The following is a 22828-nucleotide window of genomic DNA, read 5'->3' as shown; positions in this document are numbered from 1 at the left end:
TCCCACCCGATGTGCTTTTCGACGGCGGCAGATTTCCACACGCCCCGCCCGAAGCACGCGCCAACCCGCTAGCGTCGCGCTGTGACATCCAACCTTGTCGAACGAGCCCGCGAGATCGCCGACGACGTGCTGTTTCCTGCGGCACTTGAGGTGGATCGGACCGGACGCGTCCCCGAGACGCATTGGGAGACAATCGCCGAAGCCGGCTTGTACGGTGTCGCCGCGCCAGCCGAGTACGGCGGTCCCGGCCTGAGCCTGCCGCACATCATCGAGATCCTGGAGGCGATGGCGGGCGGTTGCCTGACTACCGCGTTCACCTGGGTACAGCACCACGGGATGCTCGCCGCGCTGGCAGCCAGCACGAATCACGTCCTGCGAGACGAGGTTCTTCCCGGTGCGATCAGCGGGCGGATTCGCGGCGGCGTAGCCTACGCCGGGGCTGTGCCGGTGCCACCCAGGATGCGCGCGCAGCAGGTGTCCGATGGGTGGCGGCTGTCGGGGCACGCACCGTTCGTCAGCGGTTGGGGCATCATCGACGTCATTCAAATCTCAGCAGGCGACACCGAAACCGGTGACATTGTGGCCGGTTTGGTCAGCGCCACAGCCCAACCCGGTATCACGGCGGTGACGCCCCAGCCGCTGTTCGTGGCCGACGCGTCACAGACGGTTGCGCTGGAGCTGGAGGGTCTGTTCATCCCGGACGAGCGGATCACGAGCCGGGTATCGCGTGCCGACTTCATGACCAACCAGAACTACGGGTCGCGGCTCAACGCAACGCTTCCGATCGGTCTGGTCGGTCGCTGCGTACGGCTGCTCGACGACGCCGGGGAAGCTGCGGCGGCGAACGCGCTACGCGCGGAGGCTGCAGCGGTGCGGGCTCGGCTCGACGCCGGCCTTGGCGACGCATCGGCCCTTCTGCGAGCCCGTTCCGACGGCTGCGAACTGGCCACCCGCGCCGCGGGCGCTTTGGTCGCGGCGAGGGGCGGGCCGTCGTTGCTTCGATCGGATCCCGCGCAGCTGCTGGCCCGATCGGCATTGTTCACCCTGGTCGCCGCGAGCAGGCCGGAACTCAAGCGATCGCTGATCGACCAGATGTCCCACACTCAGGAATAGGGTCAATCGCTCGTCGCGGCACATCGACGCTCAGGACGCAGCCAGCGAATTGCTCTCGCGCACAGCCGGTTCGACGCTGCGCGGGCGCAGACCGTAGTCGTCCGGGCGCAGCGAGATGTCCGAGTAGTTGGCGGGGTCTTCCTCGGTGCCCAGCGTCAATTCGACGGCGGTCTTGGCCTGGAAGAGGGCGATCACCGCCTGCTGGTGGTGTTCGGTGCCGAACGAGGTCAGCGCAGTCGTGAGCTTGCGGTCCACGTAGGTCATCGAGCGCATCAGGTCGGACTCGGCCGGCTCGGCTGCCTGCCCGCCGGGCGCAGCGGCGCCGAGGCCGTTGTACCAGCGGTATCCGAGGGCACCCAGGATCGCCGCGCAGATCGGGATGACGACGACCGTGCAGATCAGGCCGAGTGTGGTGTGCAGCGCGATCGCGCCGACCACGCCGAGGAGCCCCAGCACGGCCGAGCCGAAGAACAGTTGCAGCGCGGGCGGCACGGCTTGGGCGGCGTGCCAGATCCGCTGGATGACTCGGGCGCCGGCACGGGCGATGCCGGCCGCGGATCGACCTACCGCCGCCACGGCCGCGACCGCGGCGCGGCCGATCTGGTCGGCCTGGGTGCGGGTGACCGGGGACTTGGGCATCGACCAGGCGCGCGGCTGCGGCGGGGCTTGGGCGGGTTGCTGGCCAGGCTCGGCCGCCGACGGCTCAGCCTCAGTCACATTGGTATCAGCAGTCACATCCGTATCATCGCGTCAATCGGCTGGATCGCCGCCCTGGCGCGCCGAAAGACTCCGATTAACCGGCGGCCGCGGCGGCGATGTCCGCGGCACTGATGCCCGAGAGGTCAGGCACGTTCTGCATGAGTTCGATGCGGGTGCCGTCCGGGTCGGTCAGGTAGATGAACCGGCCCGACGTGGGGTCCTCGAGGTCGCCGAGCACGGTGCGCGTCGACTCCACCAGTTGCCCACCGGCGGCCACGATGGCCTCGGTGAGACCGTCGACGTCCTCGACCCGGAACGACAGATGGGTGAAGCCGAGTTCGGTCATCGGCTTGCGCTGACCGGAGCCGGTGGTCTCGACGTCAACCCACTGCAGCAGCTCGACGCGAATGTCATCGCGGATGAGCATCGCCGAGCGGAACGTGCCTTCCTGCTCCATGGTGGCGGCGACCTCGTTGTTCTCGAAGTCGAGTTGGTAGAGCACGACGAAGCCGAACACCCCGGTGTAGAAGCGGATCGACCGGTCGAGGTCGGTGACGCAGATGCCGACGTGCGAGAAGCCCTGGATCATCAGCGCAGTGTGACAGAGCTCAGGCGCCTGGTGGGCCGGTGTATCGATCACCGGGAGTCGACGGCGGGCTACTTCGCCACGGTGAACTGACAGACGTCGATGAGGCCGACGCGGAACAGATGTGGGCAGCCGGTCAGGTACTTCATGTAGCGGTCGTAGACCTCCTGGGACTGGATCGCGATGGCCTCGTCCTCGTGGGCCTTCAACGCCTCGGCCCAGAAGTCGAGTGTCGTCGGGTAGTGCGGCTGAAGAGACTGCACCCGGGTGACGTCGAAGCCGGCCTTGGCGGCGTGCTCCTCGACCATCGGGATCGACGGCAACCGGCCGCCGGGAAAGATCTCGGTGATCATGAACTTGCAGAACCGGGCCAGCTCGAAGGTCAGCTTGATGCCCTTCTCGAAGACGTCCTCGGGACGCAGCCCGAGGATGGTGTGCAGCAACATGACGCCGTCGTCGGGCAACGCGTTGTAGGCGAACGCGAAGAAGTCGTCGTAGCGGTCGAAGCCGAAGTGCTCGAAAGCCCCGATGGACACGATGCGGTCCACGGGCTCGTCGAACTGCTCCCAGCCCTGCAGCAGAATTCGCTTGGAGCGCGGGTTGTCGGACTCGTCGAACAAGCGCTGGACGTGGTCGGCCTGGTTCTTGCTCAGCGTGAGCCCGACGACGTTCACGTCGTACTTGTCCAGAGCGCGCATCATCGTCCCGCCCCAGCCGCAGCCGACGTCCAACAACGTCATGCCGGGCTGCAGACCCAACTTGCCCAGTGCCAGATCCATTTTGGCGATCTGGGCCTCTTCCAATGTCATATCGTCGCGCTCGAAGTACGCACAGCTGTAGGTCTGCGTCGGGTCGAGGAACAACCGGAAGAATTCATCGGACAGGTCGTAGTGGGCCTGAACGTCGTCGAAGTGCGGGGTCAACCGTTTTGCCATAGGGGGCCGGTCCTTTTCAGTTCTATTGCGGCACCATGCGCCAGCAGAGAGCAATAGTGAAATTGACTGCGCGGCAATACAACCCGCGGCTTTGCTCTCTTCGCTGGCGCGAAGTTCGTTGAGCTGCAGTCACACTCGGGTGGCTGCGTCCTAGAGATCTGATGAACATCTGGGCGGTGGTCAACAATCCAGTGCCTCGCCCCCCGGGCAGCGACACCGGCCCCAGGCCGGCTAGTTTCTTAACCAGATCATCAAAGCGCTCCCTGCGCCACCGTGTCAAACCCTACTGAGCAGATGTCAGAAACCACGCCGTTGTTGACGGATGCGTCATTTGAGCGCGGGAATCCGGCCGGATCTTCGCCCTGGATGCGCAATCAACACCACCCATTTATCCGCGCGGCCAGTTGCCAAGCAGGCCGAAGCCGCTGAAAATACTCGTGCGGCAAGAAGTGCCGCTGCACCACCTGGGGGGAGGCGCTGCCGATGGACCGGCCCCGGACTCCGTTGCGAGTGTTGCTGGCGCGGACAAGTCGCGCCGCCGCGGGGCTCGTGCTCGTCGTCGCCGCGCTCAACTGGGCGGGCTGGGCTACCGGAACCGTATTCCTGACGCGGATCAGTCGTACCTGGCCACCGATGACACCCTGGACTTCCCTGTCGCTGGCCGCTCTGGCCGTGGCGGTGCTCCTGCAATCGGGCCGATCGGGACCCAGCCGGGTGTGGGCCGGCCGCGTGATCGCGATTGCGGTGGCGGGTCTGGCGGTCGCGGTCGTGGTGGAGCGCACCACCGGCAGATCGTTGGGCTTCGACCAGATGTGGTTTGCTGACGCGTTGCGGATGACCCGATCACCGTGGCCTGGCCGACCGAGCCTGCAGGCCGCGGGGTCGCTGCTCCCCCTGACGGTGCTTGCCGCATCGATCCGGCTGGACCGCCGCGGAGCCCCCACCCTGTGGGGGGTGTGCGTCATCGGGGGTGGACTCATCCCGATTCTGTCCGTGATGGCCTACCTGTTCGGCGCGACAACGCTGGTGTACGACGGGCCGAAGACCGGCATGGCGATGGCGACCGCCGTGGCCATGCTGCTGCTTCTGGTGTCGCTGTCGACGGCGCGCCCCGACCGACCGCCGCTGGTGTGGCTGCTCTCCCGTCCTGACTGGGTGGCGCTCGCGCGGCTCTTGGGTTTGGGCATCGGCTTTCCGATTGTCGTGGCGCTGCTGCGGCTGACCTTCTTGGCGCTGGGCCGCAGCGAGCGAGCGGCCTTCGCGTTGTCAGTCCTGATCTGTACGGCCATCGCCATGGTCATCGGATTCCGGCTGCGCCGCGGCGAGCAGGACATGTTGATCCGCAGCGAGCAGTTGGCCCGGGAACGCGCCGAGGCCGAGAAGCGCTATCGGATCCTGGCCGACAACGCGGTCGACATCATCGTGCACCTGAAGGGCAACGTGGTGGAGTGGGTGTCCCCGTCGGTGAAGGCCGCTTTGGGATACCGGATGGACGAGTGGATCGGCTCGGAGTTGACCAGTCAGATCCATCCTGACGACCTCCCCGACGTCGTGGCCGTACTGCGTCAGACCACTGTCGGTACTTCCGTCGCCCAGCGGCTGCGGGTGCGTGCGGCCGATGGCGACTACCGCTGGGTCGACGGCCACGCTAAGCCCTACGTCGACGCCAACGGGCAACGCGACGGAATCATCGCGGCGCTGCGCATCGTCGACGACCGCGTCAAAGTCGAGCAGCAGCTCGAACAGCTGGCCCGGTTCGACACCCTGACCGGTTTGGCCAACCGCCGCGAGGCGATCAGCCGGCTGGAGGCTGCACTGGAACACCCGCCGGCTTTCGGTGTGCACCTGGGCATCCTGTTCTGCGACGTCGATCGCTTCAAGGACATCAACGACACCTGGGGGCATGGCTTCGGCGACACCGTCCTGTCGACTCTGGCGGCCCGAATCCGCGACCGGGTCCGGCCGTGCGACACGGTCGGCCGCACCGGCGGTGACGAGATCCTCGTGGTGCTGCCCGGCCTGAGCAGCATCGAGGAGCTGGCCCAGATCAGCGAGACGATCCGCAGTCACGCCGCCGAGCCGATCACCGAGTACGGCAAGACGATTCGTGCCACGCTGAGTATCGGTGCGACCCTTGCCATTCCGGGTGAAACGGTGTCCGCCGTGATGGCCCGCGCCGACGCCGCGATGTACCGGGCCAAGGCCGGTGACCGAAACACCGTCGTCCTGGAGCAGCCGCAGGAGACCGTCCGGCCTAACTGACGTCGGTCACCAGATGCGGATCCAGTCGACGAGCATCGAGATCGGGAACTTGGTCAGGGCGGGGTCACCGCCACCGGGGCCGCCGATGGCGAGGTTGAACATCGGCGCCAGCCAATAGCCGGGATTGTTGAACGGCCAGCGAAGGTCAGTCGGGTTGCCGTGCACCGGGATCGGCTTGGGCGGCACCGAGAAGTACGGAGCCGCGCCGTCGACGTAGTCCCGCCAGAACTTGAATCCGTCGGCATCCCAGCGCATCCGCCAGGTGTGCCAGCCACCGTCGATCAAGCCGGCGATCGACTTGCTCTCCCACGTCTTGCCGTTCGATGCGGCGTGCACCGTGGTTCCCGGGGGCCAGCTCATGTTGCCGTAGTACTCCATGATGTCGACCTCGCCGTCGGGCAGCGGGTCTTCGTTGACTGCCCAGTACGCCGGCCAGGCTCCCGAGTTGATGCAGTCGAGTTTGACCCGGGCTTCCCAGGTGTGGCCCATGGGGACTCGCCAATTCCCCCGCACCTTGCCGCTGTAGTAGGTGTCGTTGTCTTGCGTCGCGCGGATCACGAGGTTCGAGTTGCCGTCGACGAAGACGTTCTGCCGGTCGTCGCGGTACTGGCTGGCGACAGGTGGCCAGACGTCGTCCTGCCAGTTCTGCACCGTCCAGTTCCCCGGATTGGGGGCCGATCCCGCGGGACCGTCGAATTCGTCGGCGAACAGGTAGCCACCCGCCGGGGCTGTGGGAAGCGGCGATGGCATCGCCTGCGCGCTCGGGAGCGGGACGGCCGCGGCCAACAGGCCCAGCCCCGACATCAGCAACATGTTTCGGCGATCCAACTCAGGCACGGCTAAACCATAAGGTCAGCGGCCGTCTCCGGAGCGCCAACGCACCGAATTTGTCGCACAGCCTGCGCCGCTGCCCTGGTTTCAGGGCATCGTCATCGCGGCTGCCGGGTTCGGCTCGAGGACGGTCATCGGCATCCCGCCGGGCGGCAGGGTGAAGTTGTCGATCAGGCGGGCGTCCTCGGTGCCGAGGTTCACCGCGGCCATCGGGACATCCGGGGGCATGTAGTAGCAGGTGCCCGCAGAGTATGTCCCGGGCGGCTGCCCTTCGACGTAATCGGTGATGACGCCGGTCAGGACGCAGGTGTATCCGCCGTAGTCGTGGACGTGGATGGCAGAGCGGGTTCCGGCCCGACGGGTTCCCTGCATGACCAGGAGCCGGTTGCCGTCCGCCGTGACGGTGTCGATCATCGTCTCGACGTCGTCAAGTGACTGCAGGATCCCGGGCGGCGGGCTGCCGTTGATGGTGGTCACGGGTTCGGCCGCAGCAGTTCCCGGCCACACCACTGCCGGCACGGCGAGGCATGGCAAGACTGCGGTGATGGTCAACTGCAGCCGCTTGCGGTCCACTCTCAAAACACGCTGCGGCTGTCGATGTAGAGGGGAAAGCAGAACTCCCATAGCAGCACGCAGGCGAGGAACCACGCTATCGGCGTACTGAGCTGTACCGAGCCCACCGAGGAGACGACTGGGCGGCCGCGGCCGGCGGATGCCTTGGCATCTCTGTAAACCCATGCCGCGGTGGCCAATACGATGACCACCAACAGCAGGATCGGTACCAGCATGCTGCCCGGGGCGCCTATCGCTGGAAATGCGAACAGCATGGGCAACCTCTCCTCGTTCCAATGACGCGCAGCCGTCCTCACGATCGTCACACTGACGGCGTGACACTAGGGCCGAAAGCCCCGCATCCGCCGGTGCCGGTCAGCATACGTTTTCGTCCGTCAATTCTTTGGTTTCACGCGACGGATTGGTGGGAAGTCCCGGTCGGTAGTACGCCGTTTCGCAAGGAGGCGATCATGGCAGCACCTACCGAGAGTGACGGGGCGATCCGGAGCCTGATTCCGGCGCGGATCGACCGGCTGCCGTGGTCGTCGTTCCACACGCGAATGGTCGTGGCGCTGGGCGTGGCCTGGATTCTCGACGGCCTCGAGATCACGATCGCCAGCGCCGTCGCGGATACGTTGAGCCAGCCCGAAACGCTCGGCCTGTCCTCGGCGGCGGTGGGATTTCTGGCGACCGTGTATCTGGCCGGCGAGGTGGTCGGGGCACTGTTCTTCGGGCGGCTGTCCGATAAGCTCGGTCGGCGCAACCTGTTCATGGTGACCCTCGGGGTCTACCTGGTCGGCAGTGGCCTGACCGCAATGACACTGGGCAACGGCGCGGGCTGGGTGGCGTTCCTCTATGTCACCCGGTTCATCGCCGGGATGGGCATCGGCGGCGAGTACGCGGCCATCAACTCGGCGATCGACGAACTGATTCCGGCCCGCTATCGCGGCCGGGTGGACATCGCAGTAAACGGAACCTATTGGGCCGGTGCGGTACTCGGCACGCTGGGGACGTTCGTGTTCCTCAAGTCGATGGATCTCAGCGTGGGCTGGCGGCTGGCTTTCCTGATCGGCCCGGTGCTCGGCCTGGTGATCCTGGTGGTGCGGCGACACCTCCCGGAAAGCCCGCGCTGGCAGGTGATGAACGGCCGGGAGTCCGCCGCCGAAGAGTCGATCGACTACATCGAACGCGAGGTCAAGGCCACCGGTGTGACGTTGCCCGAAGTCGACAAGAGCAAGGCCATCGAGCTGCGGCCGACCGAGAAGATCGGGTATCTGGCACTGACGCGAGTGCTGTTCCGCGAGTACCCGAGTCGCTCAACCCTGGGTGCTTCGCTGATGATCAGCCAGTCGTTCCTCTACAACGCGATCTTCTTCACCTACACCCTGGTGCTGGGCAAGTTCTACGGCGTGGCATCGGAGACGACGCCGCTGTACCTGATCGCGTTCGCCGTCGGTAACCTGCTGGGCCCGTTGACAATCGGGCACTTCTTCGACACCATCGGCCGCCGGAAGATGATCGCGGGCACCTACGGGCTCTCTGGCGTGCTGCTGGCCGTCAGTGCCGTGCTGTTCAACGCCGGGCTGCTCAACGCCCTGACTCAGACCATCGCGTGGTGTGTCATCTTCTACTTCGCCTCGGCCGGTGCCAGCTCGGCCTACCTCACGGTAAGCGAGATCTTCCCGCTCGAGGTTCGCGCCAAGGCGATCGCCGTCTTCTTCGCGATCGCCCAGTGCTTCGGCGCCCTGGGCCCGGTGATCTACGGTGCGCTGATCGGAGACGGCTCCCAGCCATTCCAACTGTTCCTGGGCTATCTGCTGGGCGCGGCGGTGATGATCGGAGGCGGGCTGGTCGCGTGGTTCCTCGCCGTCGACGCCGAGGGCAGGTCCCTGGAAGACATCGCGACGCCGCTTGCGGCAGGCGAAGCGGCCCGGCGTCGAGGCTCGGTGCGCGCCGAGGGTGCTCAGCTGCCGCGCTCGCCGTGAGCGCCGATCGGCTAGGGGCTGACCAACTCCGGGTGGAAGGTCGCGACCATGCGGCGCATGCCGTCGCGCCAGTCGACGTGGGTGGATCCGATGAGTTCGTGCATCTTGGTGACGTCCAACGGATTACCGCGCAGGGCCTGATCGGTCTCTTCGAAGACCGGTGTCTTCCCGACGAGTGAGCCGAGGTAGGCGCACCACTCCTGGATGCTGACGAACTGGTCGCCGCCCCAGTTGACGGTGGTGACCGGAACCGAGGCCACCTCAAGCAGTTTCGGGATCATGGCGATGATGTCGTCTTCGTGGATCAGGTTGTAGACGGCAGGTCCGCCGGGCGGGACGGGGATGGGGATGCCGGCGAGCAGCATCTCGAACTGGAACAGCGGCCAGCCGCCGTTGTCGCCGTAGGGGACGTTGAGGCGCGCGATGGTGGCCGGGACGTTGAGGGTGCGTGCGATGGTCGCGACAACGACCTCCCCGGCGATCTTGGAGATCGAGTAGGTAGGCAACAGCGGCTTGTGGTTGTCGCCGTGGACGGTGCGTTCGGTGCGGGGCTGGTCGTCGGGCGGGTCGTAGACCGCCCCGGAGGAACAGTGCAGGAAGGCCTTGACGCCGCGACAGTGCGCCATGAGCAGGCCTGCCGATTCGGCGTTGACCGCCAGGTCCTTGTCCCAGCGGCCGCTCTTGGCTACCGCCAGGTTGATGACGTAGTCGAAGTCGGACGGGAGCCCGGTGAAGTCGCCGGCAGCCATGTTGACGGTGTGACAGCGGACGCCGGCCTTCTCGAGGCGCTCACGCACGGCGGGGTCGGTGAAGCGGGCGGCGCCCCACACCTCGTTGTCGGCCGCGAAGGCCAGGGCGACCGGGACGGCCACCTGGCCGGTGACACCGGTGATCAAGATCTTGGATCCGCGCATCGGCTGATGGTAGGCACGCCCGGCGCTGGGGACGGGGCTTTGTCTCAGTGCCCGACCTCACCCGCAGAACCAGCGGTTTCAACTTTCGCGCGGCGGGTAAGTGAGCAACACTTGAACGCGACACTAATTTTTGTTGAACGAGCCTGGTGAACGCGCCCTCGCCGAGTCGAGTCGCGGCGTCATGCACAAGGCCACATGCACGTCGGAACGGAGCCACGAGTTGAACGCCCGCATCTGTTCGTCACTGTCTGCCAGCCTGCTTGCTGCAGGACTGCTGTTCGGGTCCACAGGCTCGGCCCAGGCGCTCCCCGGAGCGTCGGCTTGGGCAGTCCCTGGAGCCGACGACGCCATCGCCAGGGCCGAACGTGCGCTCGGGTCAGACATGTTCGGCCCCTACGGATGCGAGGCATTCGTGGCCTACGCCTATAACGTGTCGCAGGCACAGTACGGGTGGGACGGCGCCGCCGAAACCATGTACCAAACCCTTCTTCAGCAGGGGCGGCTACACACCGACATGAATGCCCCGCGGGGCGCGCTCGTCTTCAGCAAGAGCCCCTTCGGCGCCCACATCGACATTGCCCGTGGCGATGGGACGTACATCTCCGGCGGTGTCCAGGGACTCAAGCGCGGGTACGGCGACGGGCACAACATCCAGATCCTGCCGAGTCCCCATGTGGGCTACGGCTGGACCTACCGGGGCTGGAGTCTGGGCTACCCCGCGGCCTGAACGTCAGATGGTGGTGTAGCCGATCGCGTCGAGCACGGCGACGTCGGCGGCGGTCAACGAGTTGGAGCCCGGGTTCGAGTAGGCGTCGTACGGGTCGGTGAACGTAAGACTGTTGGTCGCCCAGTCGCCGTAGTCCGAGGTGTTGCTGTAATCGGCCAGCGCGGTGGCGCCGCCGTCCACCGAGAAATACTGGGGGCGGGTCGAGGGCGCCAAGGAACCGTCGCACACCAGCAGCCCGAGTGCCGAATACCGGGTGAGATCCAGTGGGGTGACGTCATAACCGTTGACGGCTGATCCCCAGCCGGAGTTGCGGCCCATGGCGTGGGTCAGTTCGTGCAGCGCCGCGGCAAGCAGCTCGGCGGTGGGCCAGTCGGTCGAGAAGCCGACTTCGCCGTCGAGCTGTGGGCTGTTGGCCGGGTCGACGCCGAAGACCTGGAGCTGGGCGCCCGACACGTCATAGCTGAGCGAACCGAACGGGTTGGTCGCGGGCAGGTAGGCGACCACCGACCGCCCGATGGCGGTGGTATCGCAGGCGGTGAGCTGGCTTCTGAGCACTGCGTAGCTCTCCTGTTGATCACCAAGTGTCGCTCCCTCGGCCGAGCCCGAGCCGATGGAGGAGCCACCGATTTCCCCATACCCCACAGCGATATTCAGCGTGACGTTGTTCGTGACCGTCGACTCGAGCATCTGGGCGGCCTGCTCGACGGCGGCCTTGAATGATGCCGGCGCCTTGGCGACGCTGGAATCCCAGATGAGGTGGATGACCAGACCTGATGGGCTGATGACAGCAGAGCTGGCCTGCCCGGGGACTGGGACGGTGACGGATTCGGAGGTGGCGGCCAGCCCGTCGGAGGCGGTCACGGTGAAAGTGTCGGTGGTGGCCAGGCGGATTGCGACGGTCGGGGTGTAGGTGAAGCCCCCGGCCGGGGTGAGGGTGACCGATCCGAGTGCGGGATCGGTGGTAACGCTGTAGTTGAGCGGTTGTCCCGCCGGTTCGGTGAATCCCGTTGTGCCGGTGACTGTTCCGGTTGCGGAATTGGGTGTGCCGATGGTCGGGGTTCCGGCCACCGGGGTCAGGCCGGCGCTGGTCTCGACGGCGCGCAGCACGATCCATGCCACCGCGCCCAGAGGATTAGCGGGCTCGGCGGGACCGTTCAACCCGAACGCCGACAGCACTCCGGTGACCACACCGAGCAATGGGTTCACGGTGACGGTGGGTGTCGCCGGCCGGGTTGGCCGGATGAGCTCAGCGGAGCTGGGGCCGAACCCGGCGGTCGCGGTCGTGGGCCTCGGTGTCGTGGGGCTGGCCGCCTCGGTGGTGATGGGTACCGAGCCGGGGCCGCGGTTGCCGCCGGTGCTGGCGGCCGGGCGCGCGGAAGGTTCGGCTGGTCCGCCGACGGCGACGACGGCTTCGGCCACTTTCGTCGCCTTGCCCGACCGCTTGGCTGAGTCGCTTCCAGTCGACGATGCGGGCTTGCCGGTGTGGCCCGTCGATGCCGTGTTGTCTGCGTGGGCGACTCCGGTGCCGCTGGCCATCGCGGCGCCCAGCCCCAGGGCGAGGGCGCCGGTGCCCAGCCAAGCGAAGGGCACACGGGCGCGGCGGTTGCCCCGTCGGTCAGTACGACGGTGCACTGTGCCGTTTGCTTCGTCCGCTTTCACGGGTCTGCTCGCGACCCGGACCCGCCCGCCATGCCTCATTGTGACCGGGCCTCCCCGTTGAGAGCTGGGAGCCGGCTGGCAGATAGTTGAAGGAGAGACCGCGGGGCGACAGAACAGAGCAGGTGTTGTCGCTGTTCGGAGGCTTGCCGGATCGGCCTCCCGACGCGGGAGCATTGGTGCCCCCAGTCGGACTCGAACCGACACTGTGCGGATTTTAAGAACGGAATTGGGCTTTGCTGCTACCAGCAGAAATTGACTCTGTCGGTGTCCAAAACCTCGTTCAGCCTGGTCTTTTGCAGTCCGTACGGGACTCCCTCGGATCCTCTTAGAACCGTGGGGATTTAGCTGGGAATCGCCCTGGCCGCCGGGGTAACGCCGGGGTGACGGTTGTTTGCTACGAAGGCGCCAGGACACCTCAGTAGATTGTCGCCCGCGTCACATAGAATGCTCACGTGGCCAACCCTGCCGAACTGCTGCTCAACAATCTGGTCCAGTGGAACCCGCCGAACATATCGACGAACACCGTTCCAAAGATAGTTCGGGGCCTTGGTAATAACAGAGACCACGCGCTCCGCATGCACGAAATCGCCCTGGGCTACATCGCTCAAATCCGTGAGCTGCTCGATACCTTGGAGCAGACCACAGGTATGGACGTGGAAGAGTTCCGCCGGGAACTGCCGAACTGGACCGCCATGGTGTTGACGTACCCAAGCGGGTGGTCGCAGGCCGTACAGTTCGACGAAACGTCACTGCGGTTCCTTAAGACGCTTGCTCCGCTCCTAAATGGTTTGGTCCCGAAATACACCGATGAGGACGTCCAACGCGCGAAGGACGGACTCACCGAGCTGCTCGAGCTGTTGTCGAAGGAGACGACAATTCCTCGGTCCCTTTCCATCTACCTACTGAACCTGATCAACCATGTCCGTTGGGTTTTGCACGACTATCACATCCAAGGCGATTTTCAACTCGCCCGCGCAACAACATTACTGCGCGACACAATCACTACCGCGGGCGACGCATCCACGGACAAAGAGCTTAAGCCGTGGTACACGAGGCTCCGGGAGTTGTTCGCACGCAAGGAAGTTGTTGACGGAACCATTGCGCTCGGTACAGCTGCGGCCAAGGCTGTGGCCGCTATCGAAATGGGCGGCGGACTCTAGTCGTTTCGCGCCCGCAACCTAGCCTGGGTCGATCGCTGCACAACGTCAGATACGCATGGCATGAAGACCGAGAGGGGGCGCGTGTCCTGGCAAGAGCACGTCAAGCACGCACTTGAGTGGACGAATCTGTACTTGCAGACCCCCTTAGGTGCGGTGGGGTTCGGCTTTGCGTTCTACCAAATACACCAGGCGAGAACTCAGATCACTCAGGCAGAGAAGCAGATCGACCTGGCCACGACCGCAGCCCAGAACGCCGAGACGGCAGCCGACGCCGCTAAGGACGCTGCCGAAGGTGCCCGAGGCCAATTCAAGGCCATGTCCGTCGCGGTATTGTTACCCCAGCTACGGAGCCTCGAAGAAATGGCGGAGCACGCAATCCGGAATAAGGCTAAGGACCTAGCCATCCACCTTCTGCAAGACTGGCGTTGGCACGCCAGCACCTGCCGCGAGTACCTGGATGAAAATGTGAAGGCCGAAGCCGAGGTCATGGCCAAGATTCAAAAATCGCTGACCGCGGCATCGACATTGAAGGAGAAAGCCTTCAACTTCGATGAGGAAACCGACTGGGGCAAAGAAACCAAGCTGTTCCGTAGGGCCATGATCGACGTGACAACGGACCTGGGGGCTCTGTCGGCTCAGCAGACTGTAAAGGAACCCACGTGAGCTACGAAGACGATTACTACAACCAACGCTTACAAAGTCTGATTGACGGGCTCGTTGAGCGGACGCGGGCCGCGATACAGGCCGACAGGCCAATGTGGGACCAAGTCGAGCCCGACGTGTACGAACTGTCTCTCACACGAAGCTCCATGCGAATCTATTCGAGGGACCGGGATGGCCAGAAGCCCTACTACTTCGAATTGTATGACAACAGCGGTAAACTCGTAGACACGATCGAGGACGACGCTTGGTCCCAACCCGTGAAGCTTCAAGAACTTTATGATCAGGTTTCGAAGGGTGAGAAGCTAAAGGCGCGGGAGGCCACACTTTCAGATGCGCTTAATGAGTTAGACATTGAAGAGCCACCGTTCTAATTCGCTTTGCGGCCAAGCAAACTGACCACGTTGCTCAGCGTCGTCGGTTCGGCGTCCTGAATGGGGCTCGGAGGCTCGGGCAGGTTGTTGGCGGTGCCGCCTTCGTCCTCCGGGATCCAATCGCCGTAGGTGTCCAGGACCAGGGTGCGGGTGGAGTGGCCCATCATGTGCGCAACCTTCATGTACGACTCCCCCGCCATCAACTGCATCACCGCGAACGAATGCCGAAGGTCATGCAGCCGAACACCTCTCACCGCCGGAATCGGCGTGCCGTCCTTAGCTGTGGAAGCTGGCCGGCTCGCAGGCAGCCCCACCGCCTCCAAGGCGGGCTTCATGATCGTGTCGTAGAAGGTGCCCATAGCGAGCGGCTGGGACCAATCCAACGGCACCACGTACCGAGCACCCTTCGGCCGGTAGCTGCCGCCGTTCTTGCGGGACGGCCACAGCGGAGCGGTGGGTTCGTCGGCGCGGGGATGCTCCGCCAGGTAGGCGGCCATATGCTCAGCGAGCCACGGCGGCAACGACACTGACCGGCGGGAGCGCTTCGACTTCGGGGTGCCCGTCACCCACTCACCACTACGCCGTTGCTTGGTGCGGCGAACCTGCACCGAGCACCGTGGCCCCGGCTTAAACACGAGGTCCCGAATCTCCAGGCCTGCGTTCTCGCTGGCGCGCAATCCGCTGTAGGCCAAGAACGTCACCATCAACCCGTACACCGGGTACCCGACGTCCGTAATCGCGCCCGACAGGGCTGCAATCTGCGTCGCGTTCAGGGGGTTGTGCTCGAAGGCCGTCTTATCGCCCACGGCCCGCCGCGCGGCAAAGTCCACCGATTCGCACGGGTTGTGGAGGATGGCCTTGTGCCGCTGCGCATACCGCATCACCGCCCGGAACGTGTTCCAGGCGTGGGTGACTGTGGCCGGGGCGAGGGGCTTGTGGTCGCCTTGGCTGGAGGGCTGCCGCACTAGCGCCGCCACGAACTGTTCCGCGTCCATGGGGCTGATGGAGGCGATGGCTGTCCCGCCGAAGCGATCCAACACGTACCGCCGGAGCTGACGGTGGGAGTCGTCGTAGGTGCGCTGCTTGAGGGTGCCTTGCTGCACGCGGACCTCCAATGACTCCAACCACGCCTGCGCGTAATACCCGAACGGCAACTCACCAGCCTTCTTCTGCTCCGCCAGGGAGCTGGTGCCGGTGGTGTGGCGGGCGACGTTCAGCTCGTCTACGCGCGCCTGCGCGGCTTCACGCGTCGGGTAGGACTCCTGCCGCGAGCGCATCTGCTTCGGGCCGTCGGGGTTGGCCGGGTTCAGCGGCACGGGTAACCCGAAGCCGTCGCGTACCGGCTCCCTCCAGATCACCTCGTACCGCTTGACGGACTTACCGCGTCGCCGGTTGGCGGTCTCGTGGGTGCGGATATACGCCATCAGAAGCCCTCCGGTCCGTAGTACCGCTGGTGGCCGTCGGGCATCACGCCACCTCGGCTGCAGCGCTGGCCGATTGGTAGATCCGCCGCACCGTGGAGGGCTGCCAGGTTGGCCGGCCAGCAGGGCTGAGAACGCCTTCGGCGGTCAGTGCACTGGCGATACGGTCGAAGCTCAGCCCCGCCTCGCGGTCCAAGACGATCCGCCGCACAACACCGGGCTTGGCCAGGCGTGGACGTCCGATGGGTTCGTTGCGGGCCTTCTTGGCGGCGAGTCCAGCCTTAGTGCGCTCAGAGATCAGCTCGCGCTCGTACTGGGCGAAGGACAACATCGTGTGCGCCATCATCCTGCCCGCTGCGGTCGTCAGGTCAACGCCGAGATCCAGTACAACGAGTGCCCACCCTTGCTCGTTAGCCGCCTCAATGATCCTGGAGGCGTTGAGGATTGATCGCGACAGCCGGTCGAGCTTCGAAACCACCAGACCTTCACCTTGTTCAGAGGACAACAGCTGCAACACTTCCTGCAGTTGTGGACCGACAATCTTGCCGGTGACGCCGGGGTCGGTGAAGTACTCCATGTCCCAGTCCCGCCGGGTGGCCTCGGCGGCGATAACCGCTTGCTGGGCTTCCAGCCCGTTACGGGTTTCGGCTTGTTCGTCGGTGCTCACGCGCGTGTAGCCGAACATCAGTGGTGGCATTGCGTCCCCTCTCCTACGGGGCGTAACCGTCCGGTTCCGCCTTACGCCCCGGAACGGTACGCCAGCTAGCCTGAATAACGCTGTCGGACAATTGCATTCGCTTCTTCCAGGGTCATCAGCCCAGTCCCTGGTGGCGTAGGCGGCTGCGCAGGCGTGGCAGGTGCGCTGCCCCGACTCGTGGCCGGCATGTCGGTAGCGTCGGAGCTAGGCGGGTCTACCACCTCAGCGTCCATGATCTCCGAGCCGTCCGACGCCGCCAGGGCACGCTGCGGCGGGAGCGGTGGGGTTACGTCGGGAACGCCCCGCCGGGCGCGCGACTCTGCCCGGCTCATCGGCTCCATGGACGCGACGAGCTTCTCCCAGGGCTTCGGCCCGACGCCAACCTCGACCTGTGTAGGCGGCTTCAGGCCCGCCCGGTCGAGCGCGTCCTTCACGGCGGCCAGCTTCACCGCTTCAGAATCGGCACTGTCCGCAATATTCAACAACTGCTTCGCCATGCGGTCCGCAGCCTCATCAAGACGCTGCCGTGCTTTAGCTTTCACCTGCGGTGCGCGCGCCCCGTGCCAATCGCAAACGGTTGTACCTCGTCGGGCTTGGCGGCGACAGCGTGCGCCGTTTTTCTTGTGGGCTAGGCAGCGCGTCGCCTCGTTGCCCTTCCATGGCGCCTCAGTAGGTTCCGGTGTCGATAGGTCACTCATCACAATGTCCTCTCTTTGCAATACTTCTGGTTCCACACAGACCGGTCATTAGGTTGGTACGTCCCCTAAGAGGGACGGGACGTACGGACCAACCGGAAGTCCGGGACGTACCGGGGATGTACCGGGACCTACGGACCAACCCCCATTACGCTGCGGATTCGTCATTCGCTGTCCTTGTTTGAGTTGGCGTTTTCGTGCGTCCCGAGCTGAATGACGTTTCCGTCCTTGGGGGATGCCGGTCCAGGGCTGTGCGGAATGCCGCCTTGTCCCTTCTCTCCGACCACAACCCAGTGCTTGTCGAGCGCGTACTGACGGGCGGAGTTCGGCTTGGAGGCGCCATTGCCGCTCGAAGACCAACCCAACGTCTTAAACAGCGTGGACTTGTTGGGATGGAGGCCGCGCTTGTCCGCGTCGATCACCGCCGCGTAAAACCTTTTCGCCATCCGCTCCACCTCCGCCAGAGCCCTGCTGCCTCCGTGCGGATCCACCACCAGGGCGCCCGTTCCCGGATTCCAATCGAGTTGGATCTCAGGCTGATCCACACGCCGCCCGAACGCCTTTAGCCACCGCTTAGTGTCCGGTGGTGCTTCACCGTGCGCCCCTCCGTGCCGGTATTCGATCAGCACGTCGGGGTTGCCCATCATCGCCGACGTACCGCGTGCGCGACCTTCCCCGCTGTGCCCAGAGTGATGTACCAGGACGGTCACCCGTACCCCCGCACGGCGCATGATGTCTTCCAGGACCAACCACCACTCGTTGTATTCGGTGCTGGAGTTCTCTTCACCCCGATAAAGCTTGCTCAACGGATCAATAATCCAGACCGTGATGTTGCGGTCCTTCAGCCAGTTAACCGTCCACTCCATCGCCAACTCGTTGCGGAAGTCCATGGCGCGGTTGCCGCGTAGGCACTTTGGAAAGATGCGTTTGCAGTCGGGATCGGGAATATCAATCTGGGCGAGCCAGTCGACTATGTCCTGGCGGTCAACCTCCAGGTTCCAGATCCCCACGCATTCATCGGAACCGAAGTGCACACTAAACCGCCCCAGAAACGGCTCCCCCGTGACGAGCGCCTTCGGGAGGTTGACCGAAGCGAGGGTGGTCTTGCCGACCTTGTATTGGGCGTTGATCTGGACGATGCCTCGCGCCCTGATTAGCCCCTCAACCAGATGGCCGATGTCGGGCTCCGGGTTGGCGATTTGATGGGCTAGATCGCCCTCGTCTTCGGGTTCTTCCCACGACTCGAGGGCTTGGAGACGCCGCGCTTCGTTCTGCACCCGTAGGTCGTAGCATCGGTTGGCGACGTCATCGTCAAAGCGCTCCTCAAGTTCACGCGCCAGTTCGTCGTCAAGCTCCATGACGCGCACCACCCCTCGCGCGGTAGGCGGGACGATATCGTGGCCGGTACAGCCGCCGGTAGCGGCCTGGTCGGCGCTGCAGCCGCCATGCACTGCCCGGCGCCAGAGCGGCCATCACTAGCTCGTAGTCCTCGGTGCCCTCGGCCGGGAAACACGGGCACGCGGCCTTGCCGCCGAGGTACCCCGCGCGGAGCTTGCGCAGAGCGTGGATGTAACTGCGAGCGATCTCATCGCGGACCTCGCCCACGCCCCGCTTGCCACGCTTCAGCGTTGTGCGGATGTATACCTCTTCGAGCTGTGCCGTGGCGGTGCGCCACCCGGGATGGCCTTCACTGGCCAACTGCAAGATCTCCCAGTGCCCGTTGGTGATCTTGTCGTGAGAACTCTCCTCGTCGACGATGGCAGTCAGCCACTTCTCGACGGCATTGTGCATCCGCTCGCACGGCACGTTGTCAGGCTCACCGCCGAACGCTGTCGCTGTCCACGCCACTAACTCATCGGGCGTCGAGACCGTGTCAACAGGAACGTCTACGTCGGGAGAGAGGCCGTTGGTCAAGAACGCCAACCAGGCCTCGGGCAACCGAGGGAGTGCCGTCACATCGGGAACCGCAGGCAACGTGTTGGTGCCGTCGGGTACTTGGCCGTAGTCGTGCCACACGTAACGGGTGCCGGGGTCGGGGTTCACTGACGGCCACACCACCGCATAGCGGTGCTTCTTCTGCACAATCTCAATCGCGCCAGCCGCTTTACCCCGAAAGTCCAGACCCACCGGTACAAGGAAGAATCGGATCCCACTCACCCCGTCGCTTCGAGCCGACGAGATGAAGGTGTCAGGTAGACGACCGTGTTCGGCTTCCAGCGCTGCCAGCTGCTTCCCGCCGTGTTTCTCCCCGTAGTCGTCCACGTCGATGCCGACGACCTCGAACGTGTCAGTGCCGACGCTGACCGGGAAGCCAAGGTGCAGAGCAATATTGCCGTGCTTGTACCGTGACATCTTGGCCCACTTGGTGATCTGCTCATCGCCGGGGAACGGAGCACTGCGCCCAGTCCAACCGGTGGGCGGGGGATGTTTCTGGCCGGCGGGCAGTGGAAGAGCTCCCAGCCATCCGCGTTGTCTGTATGTGGCACAAGCGAATCGGAAAGGATCGGTTAAGCGGTCAGGCTCATCCGCGGGTATCATTGATAGTGCCATCTTTCATCGTTGGGATTTGGTATTCGAGGCCCGGATGCCGTCTTTGCTATCCGGGCCTCCGCCAAATCAATACCGCGCCGCGTCCACGTCGTGCTGAACCTCGCTGACCCATTGAGTTCCCACATTGAATGCAAAATGCGATTCACACACGCCCGGGAGAAGGCCGCTACGATGCCGAATTCTCTGCAGCTTGGGCGCGGCGCTCGTTGTACATCCGCACCCACGTGTTCGGATCGGGCGCACCGGCTCTCAGCCATTGGGTGCAGTAGAAACAACTGGGGAACAGCAGTAGGTACTGTGACGGTCGCGCGAAGCACAGGTAGTTGGGCGCATACTCCGCGCACAGCACGTTGTGACCGCGCCAGTAACACTGTGACCTGCCGGCCCGGGTTATCAGATCTTCCACGGTGTCGTAGCGCATGGAATGAGCGACGGTAGGCCGGTCAGCGAAGATCACAAACAAGCCGCCATAGTGGCTCGGATTGTGCTTGTCGAAAGTCGAGAGCGGCACACCCGGCATCTTCGGCTGGTGCTCTTCGATCTGCCGAAGGTCACCCCAGTAGTACTCCGACATGACCGTGGCTACCGCCTGGCGGGCCGCATCAGACTTCGACAAACCCGGATACCGGCGACCGCTAGGCAGCTCCGCATCCTGGTAGTACTCCACCTGGCGCCGCACGATCTCCAGACCGTCAACAGCCGCCGCGTTGGCCACGTCTTCCTCGGGAGTAGGCGAATGCTTCATAACCTCCTGCACAGCGGCCCAACGTTCCTCATCACTTCCGAAGTGGGTCATGACATGTTCCTTTCCAGCACTGTCAATTTAAGCCGTGGCGGTGTTGTTGGTGGGGCGAGTAACGATCCAGGCGTAGAGGTCTTGGGTCGAGAGCATTCGTCGCCGCGCGACAATGTGACAGCGGAGCTTTCCTTCGGCGATGCAGCGCTTGATGTAGCGCGGAGTAACCGACATCTCCAACTCGGCCTGTAGCCACACAACCGCGTCGTCCACGGTCTTGTTGGGTACCGGCGATAGGCGCACACCGTCCGGTGGCGCGGGGAGCGTTCTGGACATGAGTTCCTAATCCTTCCAATTGTTTTGATGAACCAAGTTGTTAGACAACCTGATTAGTAACCTACGCCATCTAAAGGACCCGAGCCGATACCGCGCGCGCTCGGAAGATTCCATAAACGCCCCCAACGGATCTACGGCGACAGGGACCGTTAAGTAGGCGATCGGGAGAGGTGGCGAAAGGATCAGTTTGGCAGTGCGGCAGCATATTGTGACTTCGCGGCGAATCCGCACAAGGTACCGTTCGCCCTTAGAGCTGTTGCGGCACAGAGCAACACAGGAGAACTGAGGAAGTTTCCAGCTAATGACTTCTACCACTTCCACTGCGGACTACATCAAGTTCTTGGAGATCTTCGGCTTCCGCGGTTCGGATACTCGCGTCGGCGGCATCAGCACCCAAGGCGACGTACTGGTGAACTCCAGCGCGGATGGTGTTGATCTCAATACGATCTGGGCCACTATCCAGGCCGCACTGGACATCTGGAACAAGGAGCGTTCCAACGTCGCGAGCCTGCTGTCCTACACGACCACGAACGTGGCGGACGCTATCCCGCAGTCACTCTCGTCCGAGAGCTTCGAGGAAGCGTCCGAGTTTGGTGTCCCGCACTCCGTCCGCGAACCTGCAACTGCACTGCCACTCGGCTACACATTGAAAGATTTCGACCTGGCCATGCGCTACTCGTGGAAGTTCTTGCGGGACAGTACATCTGAGCAAATCAAGTCAGTCTTCAACCGAACTCTTGAGGCTGACAACAAGTTGGTCAACGGGTCCGTATTGCGTCGTATTTTCACGCCCACCGAGGAGCTGAACGAGCACGGGCACCGTTGCTTCGGCCTGTGGACAGGCTCCGACGGGATCACGCCACCGCCATACCTCGGCAAGACGTTTGCCTCCAGTACTTCTCATTACCTGACGTCGGGCGCGACACAGATCGATTCTCTCGATATCGAATTGGCCATCGGGCTCATCACCGACAAGGGTTACGGACGGTCGCCGAGCTCACAGCTGCTGATCCTTGCGAACCCGTATGACGGAGAGTTCATCACGACCTGGAAGGCAGGCGTTGAGTCACGCTCTGGCGGGCCAATCGCCAAGTGGGACTTCGTCCGTAGCTCGACTGCCCCAGCGTATTTGACCGATCAGACCATCGTCGGCAAGATCCCTCCCGGCGACTACAACGGACTGCCTGTGCAGGGCTCGTACGGCCCGGCCTGGTTGATTACGACCCAGTACATCCCACAGGGCTACGTAGCGGTGGTGGCGTCGAGCGGGCAGAACGCGCAGGACAATCCCGTGGCCATTCGCGTACATCCGAACACGAAATACCAAGGCCTGCGTCTTATCCCGGGCAATGGCCCTTACCCGATCCAGGAGAGCTTCGCCGCCAGGGGATTTGGCGTTGGGGTTCGGCATCGCGGAGCGGCGGTCTGCATCCAGGTGACCACCAGCGGCTCCTACACCGCGCCGACCTTCGCTCTGTAACGGGGCCAACGTGGTTGCACATACACCGAATCAGACGCCCGGCGAGTCGGAATTTTCACATGGGCCAGGCCTGCGGCCCAAGCATCTCGAACACGCCTTGCCGTCCGAGGGCGGCAGGTACCGGGGCACCACGCCGCCGGTCGATGAGCATGGGCGCGAGCAGATCAGCTAGCCCCACCTATACGCGGGGCGGGCGGTCCGGCATCCATTCCCCTTGTCGCCGCCCGCCTCGTTCATATCTCGAAGGGATGCCATGAGCGCCATCCTCGCAGTTTCCCTGTCCGCACTCGCCAGTGGCGGCGGCGCATACCTGCTCGGCTCGCTTATCCACCGCAAGCCCGCCGACGTCGCGGCGTACATGGCCCCAGTCGTACCGCCCGTCGAGGTACGTGAAGCCAGCGGGCGCTATCTCCGCAGGATCGCGTTCGACGCGAACCGAACTGCACTCCCGAACCC

The 22828-nt window shown here is 64.3% G+C and carries 23 protein-coding genes; 8 read left to right on the top strand and 15 right to left on the bottom strand.

Annotated elements, in window-relative coordinates; all coding sequences use genetic code 11:
* Positions 1–81: 81 nt before the first annotated feature.
* On the top strand, positions 82–1113 hold the full coding sequence (locus HBE64_RS04720; RefSeq protein ID WP_167098345.1) for an acyl-CoA dehydrogenase family protein: 1032 nt from the start codon (positions 82–84) through the stop codon (positions 1111–1113).
* 30 nt (positions 1114–1143) lie between these two features.
* On the opposite strand, the gene HBE64_RS04715 is transcribed toward HBE64_RS04720, so the two are convergent.
* The 3 genes from HBE64_RS04715 to HBE64_RS04705 form a co-directional block, all read right to left on the bottom strand.
* A complete protein-coding gene (locus tag HBE64_RS04715) occupies positions 1144–1848 on the bottom strand; it encodes a hypothetical protein (protein ID WP_243841497.1) in 705 nt (234 codons plus the stop codon).
* A gap of 58 nt (positions 1849–1906) precedes the next feature.
* A complete protein-coding gene (locus HBE64_RS04710; RefSeq protein ID WP_167098342.1) occupies positions 1907–2401 on the bottom strand; it encodes a VOC family protein in 495 nt (164 codons plus the stop codon).
* Between the two features lie 68 nt (positions 2402–2469).
* Positions 2470–3333 carry a cyclopropane mycolic acid synthase family methyltransferase gene (locus tag HBE64_RS04705; RefSeq protein WP_167098340.1) on the bottom strand — a complete coding sequence of 288 codons (864 nt, stop codon included), beginning with the start codon at positions 3331–3333 and terminating at the stop codon, positions 2470–2472.
* Positions 3334–3816: 483 nt separating this feature from the next.
* On the opposite strand from HBE64_RS04705, the gene HBE64_RS04700 reads away from it, so the two are divergent.
* Positions 3817–5595 carry a diguanylate cyclase domain-containing protein gene (locus tag HBE64_RS04700; RefSeq protein ID WP_167098336.1) on the top strand — a complete coding sequence of 593 codons (1779 nt, stop codon included), beginning with the start codon at positions 3817–3819 and terminating at the stop codon, positions 5593–5595.
* 6 nt (positions 5596–5601) lie between these two features.
* On the opposite strand, the gene HBE64_RS04695 is transcribed toward HBE64_RS04700, so the two are convergent.
* From HBE64_RS04695 to HBE64_RS04685, 3 genes are all read right to left on the bottom strand, one after another.
* On the bottom strand, positions 5602–6423 hold the full coding sequence (locus HBE64_RS04695; RefSeq protein WP_208300645.1) for a family 16 glycosylhydrolase: 822 nt from the start codon (positions 6421–6423) through the stop codon (positions 5602–5604).
* Between the two features lie 90 nt (positions 6424–6513).
* Complete coding sequence (locus tag HBE64_RS04690; RefSeq protein WP_167098333.1) at positions 6514–6999, bottom strand: cupin domain-containing protein; 486 nt, start codon at positions 6997–6999, stop codon at positions 6514–6516.
* Between the two features lie 2 nt (positions 7000–7001).
* Positions 7002–7253 (bottom strand): hypothetical protein, encoded by a 252-nt coding sequence (locus HBE64_RS04685; RefSeq protein WP_167098330.1) that lies wholly within the window; start codon positions 7251–7253, stop codon positions 7002–7004.
* A gap of 195 nt (positions 7254–7448) precedes the next feature.
* On the opposite strand from HBE64_RS04685, the gene HBE64_RS04680 reads away from it, so the two are divergent.
* A complete protein-coding gene (locus HBE64_RS04680; RefSeq protein ID WP_167098327.1) occupies positions 7449–8963 on the top strand; it encodes an MFS transporter in 1515 nt (504 codons plus the stop codon).
* An 11-nt stretch (positions 8964–8974) separates the two neighbouring features.
* Here the strand turns inward: HBE64_RS04680 and HBE64_RS04675 are convergent, their stop codons facing one another.
* Positions 8975–9877, bottom strand: a complete 903-nt coding sequence (locus HBE64_RS04675; protein ID WP_167098324.1) for an NAD(P)-dependent oxidoreductase — start codon at positions 9875–9877, stop codon at positions 8975–8977.
* A 133-nt stretch (positions 9878–10010) separates the two neighbouring features.
* Here HBE64_RS04675 and HBE64_RS04670 point away from each other — a divergent pair, with 133 nt between their 5' ends.
* A complete protein-coding gene (locus tag HBE64_RS04670) occupies positions 10011–10604 on the top strand; it encodes a hypothetical protein (protein WP_243841496.1) in 594 nt (197 codons plus the stop codon).
* A gap of 3 nt (positions 10605–10607) precedes the next feature.
* On the opposite strand, the gene HBE64_RS04665 is transcribed toward HBE64_RS04670, so the two are convergent.
* Complete coding sequence (locus HBE64_RS04665) at positions 10608–12194, bottom strand: NF038122 family metalloprotease (protein ID WP_167098321.1); 1587 nt, start codon at positions 12192–12194, stop codon at positions 10608–10610.
* A gap of 521 nt (positions 12195–12715) precedes the next feature.
* Between HBE64_RS04665 and HBE64_RS04660 the strand changes: the two genes are divergently transcribed.
* The 3 genes from HBE64_RS04660 to HBE64_RS04650 are packed head-to-tail and all read left to right on the top strand — an operon-like array spanning position 12716 to position 14457.
* Positions 12716–13423: a hypothetical protein gene (locus HBE64_RS04660; protein WP_167098318.1), complete on the top strand. Its 708-nt coding sequence runs from the start codon at positions 12716–12718 to the stop codon at positions 13421–13423.
* 60 nt (positions 13424–13483) lie between these two features.
* Positions 13484–14086, top strand: a complete 603-nt coding sequence (locus HBE64_RS04655) for a hypothetical protein (RefSeq protein ID WP_167098315.1) — start codon at positions 13484–13486, stop codon at positions 14084–14086.
* Entirely contained in the window at positions 14083–14457 is a 375-nt protein-coding gene (locus HBE64_RS04650; protein WP_167098312.1) for a hypothetical protein, read from the top strand. Before HBE64_RS04655 ends, HBE64_RS04650 begins: the two co-directional genes overlap by 4 nt.
* Here HBE64_RS04650 and HBE64_RS04645 read toward each other — a convergent pair.
* The 7 genes from HBE64_RS04645 to HBE64_RS04615 form a co-directional block, all read right to left on the bottom strand.
* Positions 14454–15881, bottom strand: a complete 1428-nt coding sequence (locus HBE64_RS04645; protein ID WP_167098309.1) for a tyrosine-type recombinase/integrase — start codon at positions 15879–15881, stop codon at positions 14454–14456. The two genes, HBE64_RS04650 and HBE64_RS04645, sit on opposite strands and share 4 nt — an antisense overlap.
* Before the next feature lie 43 nt (positions 15882–15924).
* Positions 15925–16563 carry a recombinase family protein gene (locus HBE64_RS04640; RefSeq protein WP_167098306.1) on the bottom strand — a complete coding sequence of 213 codons (639 nt, stop codon included), beginning with the start codon at positions 16561–16563 and terminating at the stop codon, positions 15925–15927.
* 77 nt (positions 16564–16640) lie between these two features.
* Positions 16641–17072, bottom strand: coding sequence for a hypothetical protein (locus HBE64_RS04635; protein WP_167098303.1), 432 nt, complete (start codon positions 17070–17072; stop codon positions 16641–16643).
* A gap of 362 nt (positions 17073–17434) precedes the next feature.
* Positions 17435–18628, bottom strand: coding sequence for an AAA family ATPase (locus HBE64_RS04630; RefSeq protein ID WP_167098300.1), 1194 nt, complete (start codon positions 18626–18628; stop codon positions 17435–17437).
* The gene (locus tag HBE64_RS04625) at positions 18618–19808 is read right to left on the bottom strand and encodes a bifunctional DNA primase/polymerase (RefSeq protein WP_167098297.1); all 1191 of its coding nucleotides are present in this window, start codon (positions 19806–19808) and stop codon (positions 18618–18620) included. The genes HBE64_RS04630 and HBE64_RS04625 overlap by 11 nt, the downstream gene beginning before the upstream one ends.
* 178 nt (positions 19809–19986) lie before the next feature.
* Positions 19987–20616, bottom strand: coding sequence for a hypothetical protein (locus HBE64_RS04620; RefSeq protein WP_167098295.1), 630 nt, complete (start codon positions 20614–20616; stop codon positions 19987–19989).
* A 27-nt stretch (positions 20617–20643) separates the two neighbouring features.
* Entirely contained in the window at positions 20644–20892 is a 249-nt protein-coding gene (locus HBE64_RS04615; protein WP_167098292.1) for a hypothetical protein, read from the bottom strand.
* 301 nt (positions 20893–21193) lie between these two features.
* On the opposite strand from HBE64_RS04615, the gene HBE64_RS04610 reads away from it, so the two are divergent.
* Positions 21194–22372 (top strand): hypothetical protein, encoded by a 1179-nt coding sequence (locus HBE64_RS04610; protein ID WP_167098289.1) that lies wholly within the window; start codon positions 21194–21196, stop codon positions 22370–22372.
* Positions 22373–22828 lie beyond the last annotated feature (456 nt).

The sequence above is a fragment of the Mycobacterium sp. DL592 genome (genome assembly GCF_011694515.1).
Lineage (GTDB): Bacteria > Actinomycetota > Actinomycetes > Mycobacteriales > Mycobacteriaceae > Mycobacterium.
This window is presented reverse-complemented; position numbering and strand designations above follow the sequence as displayed.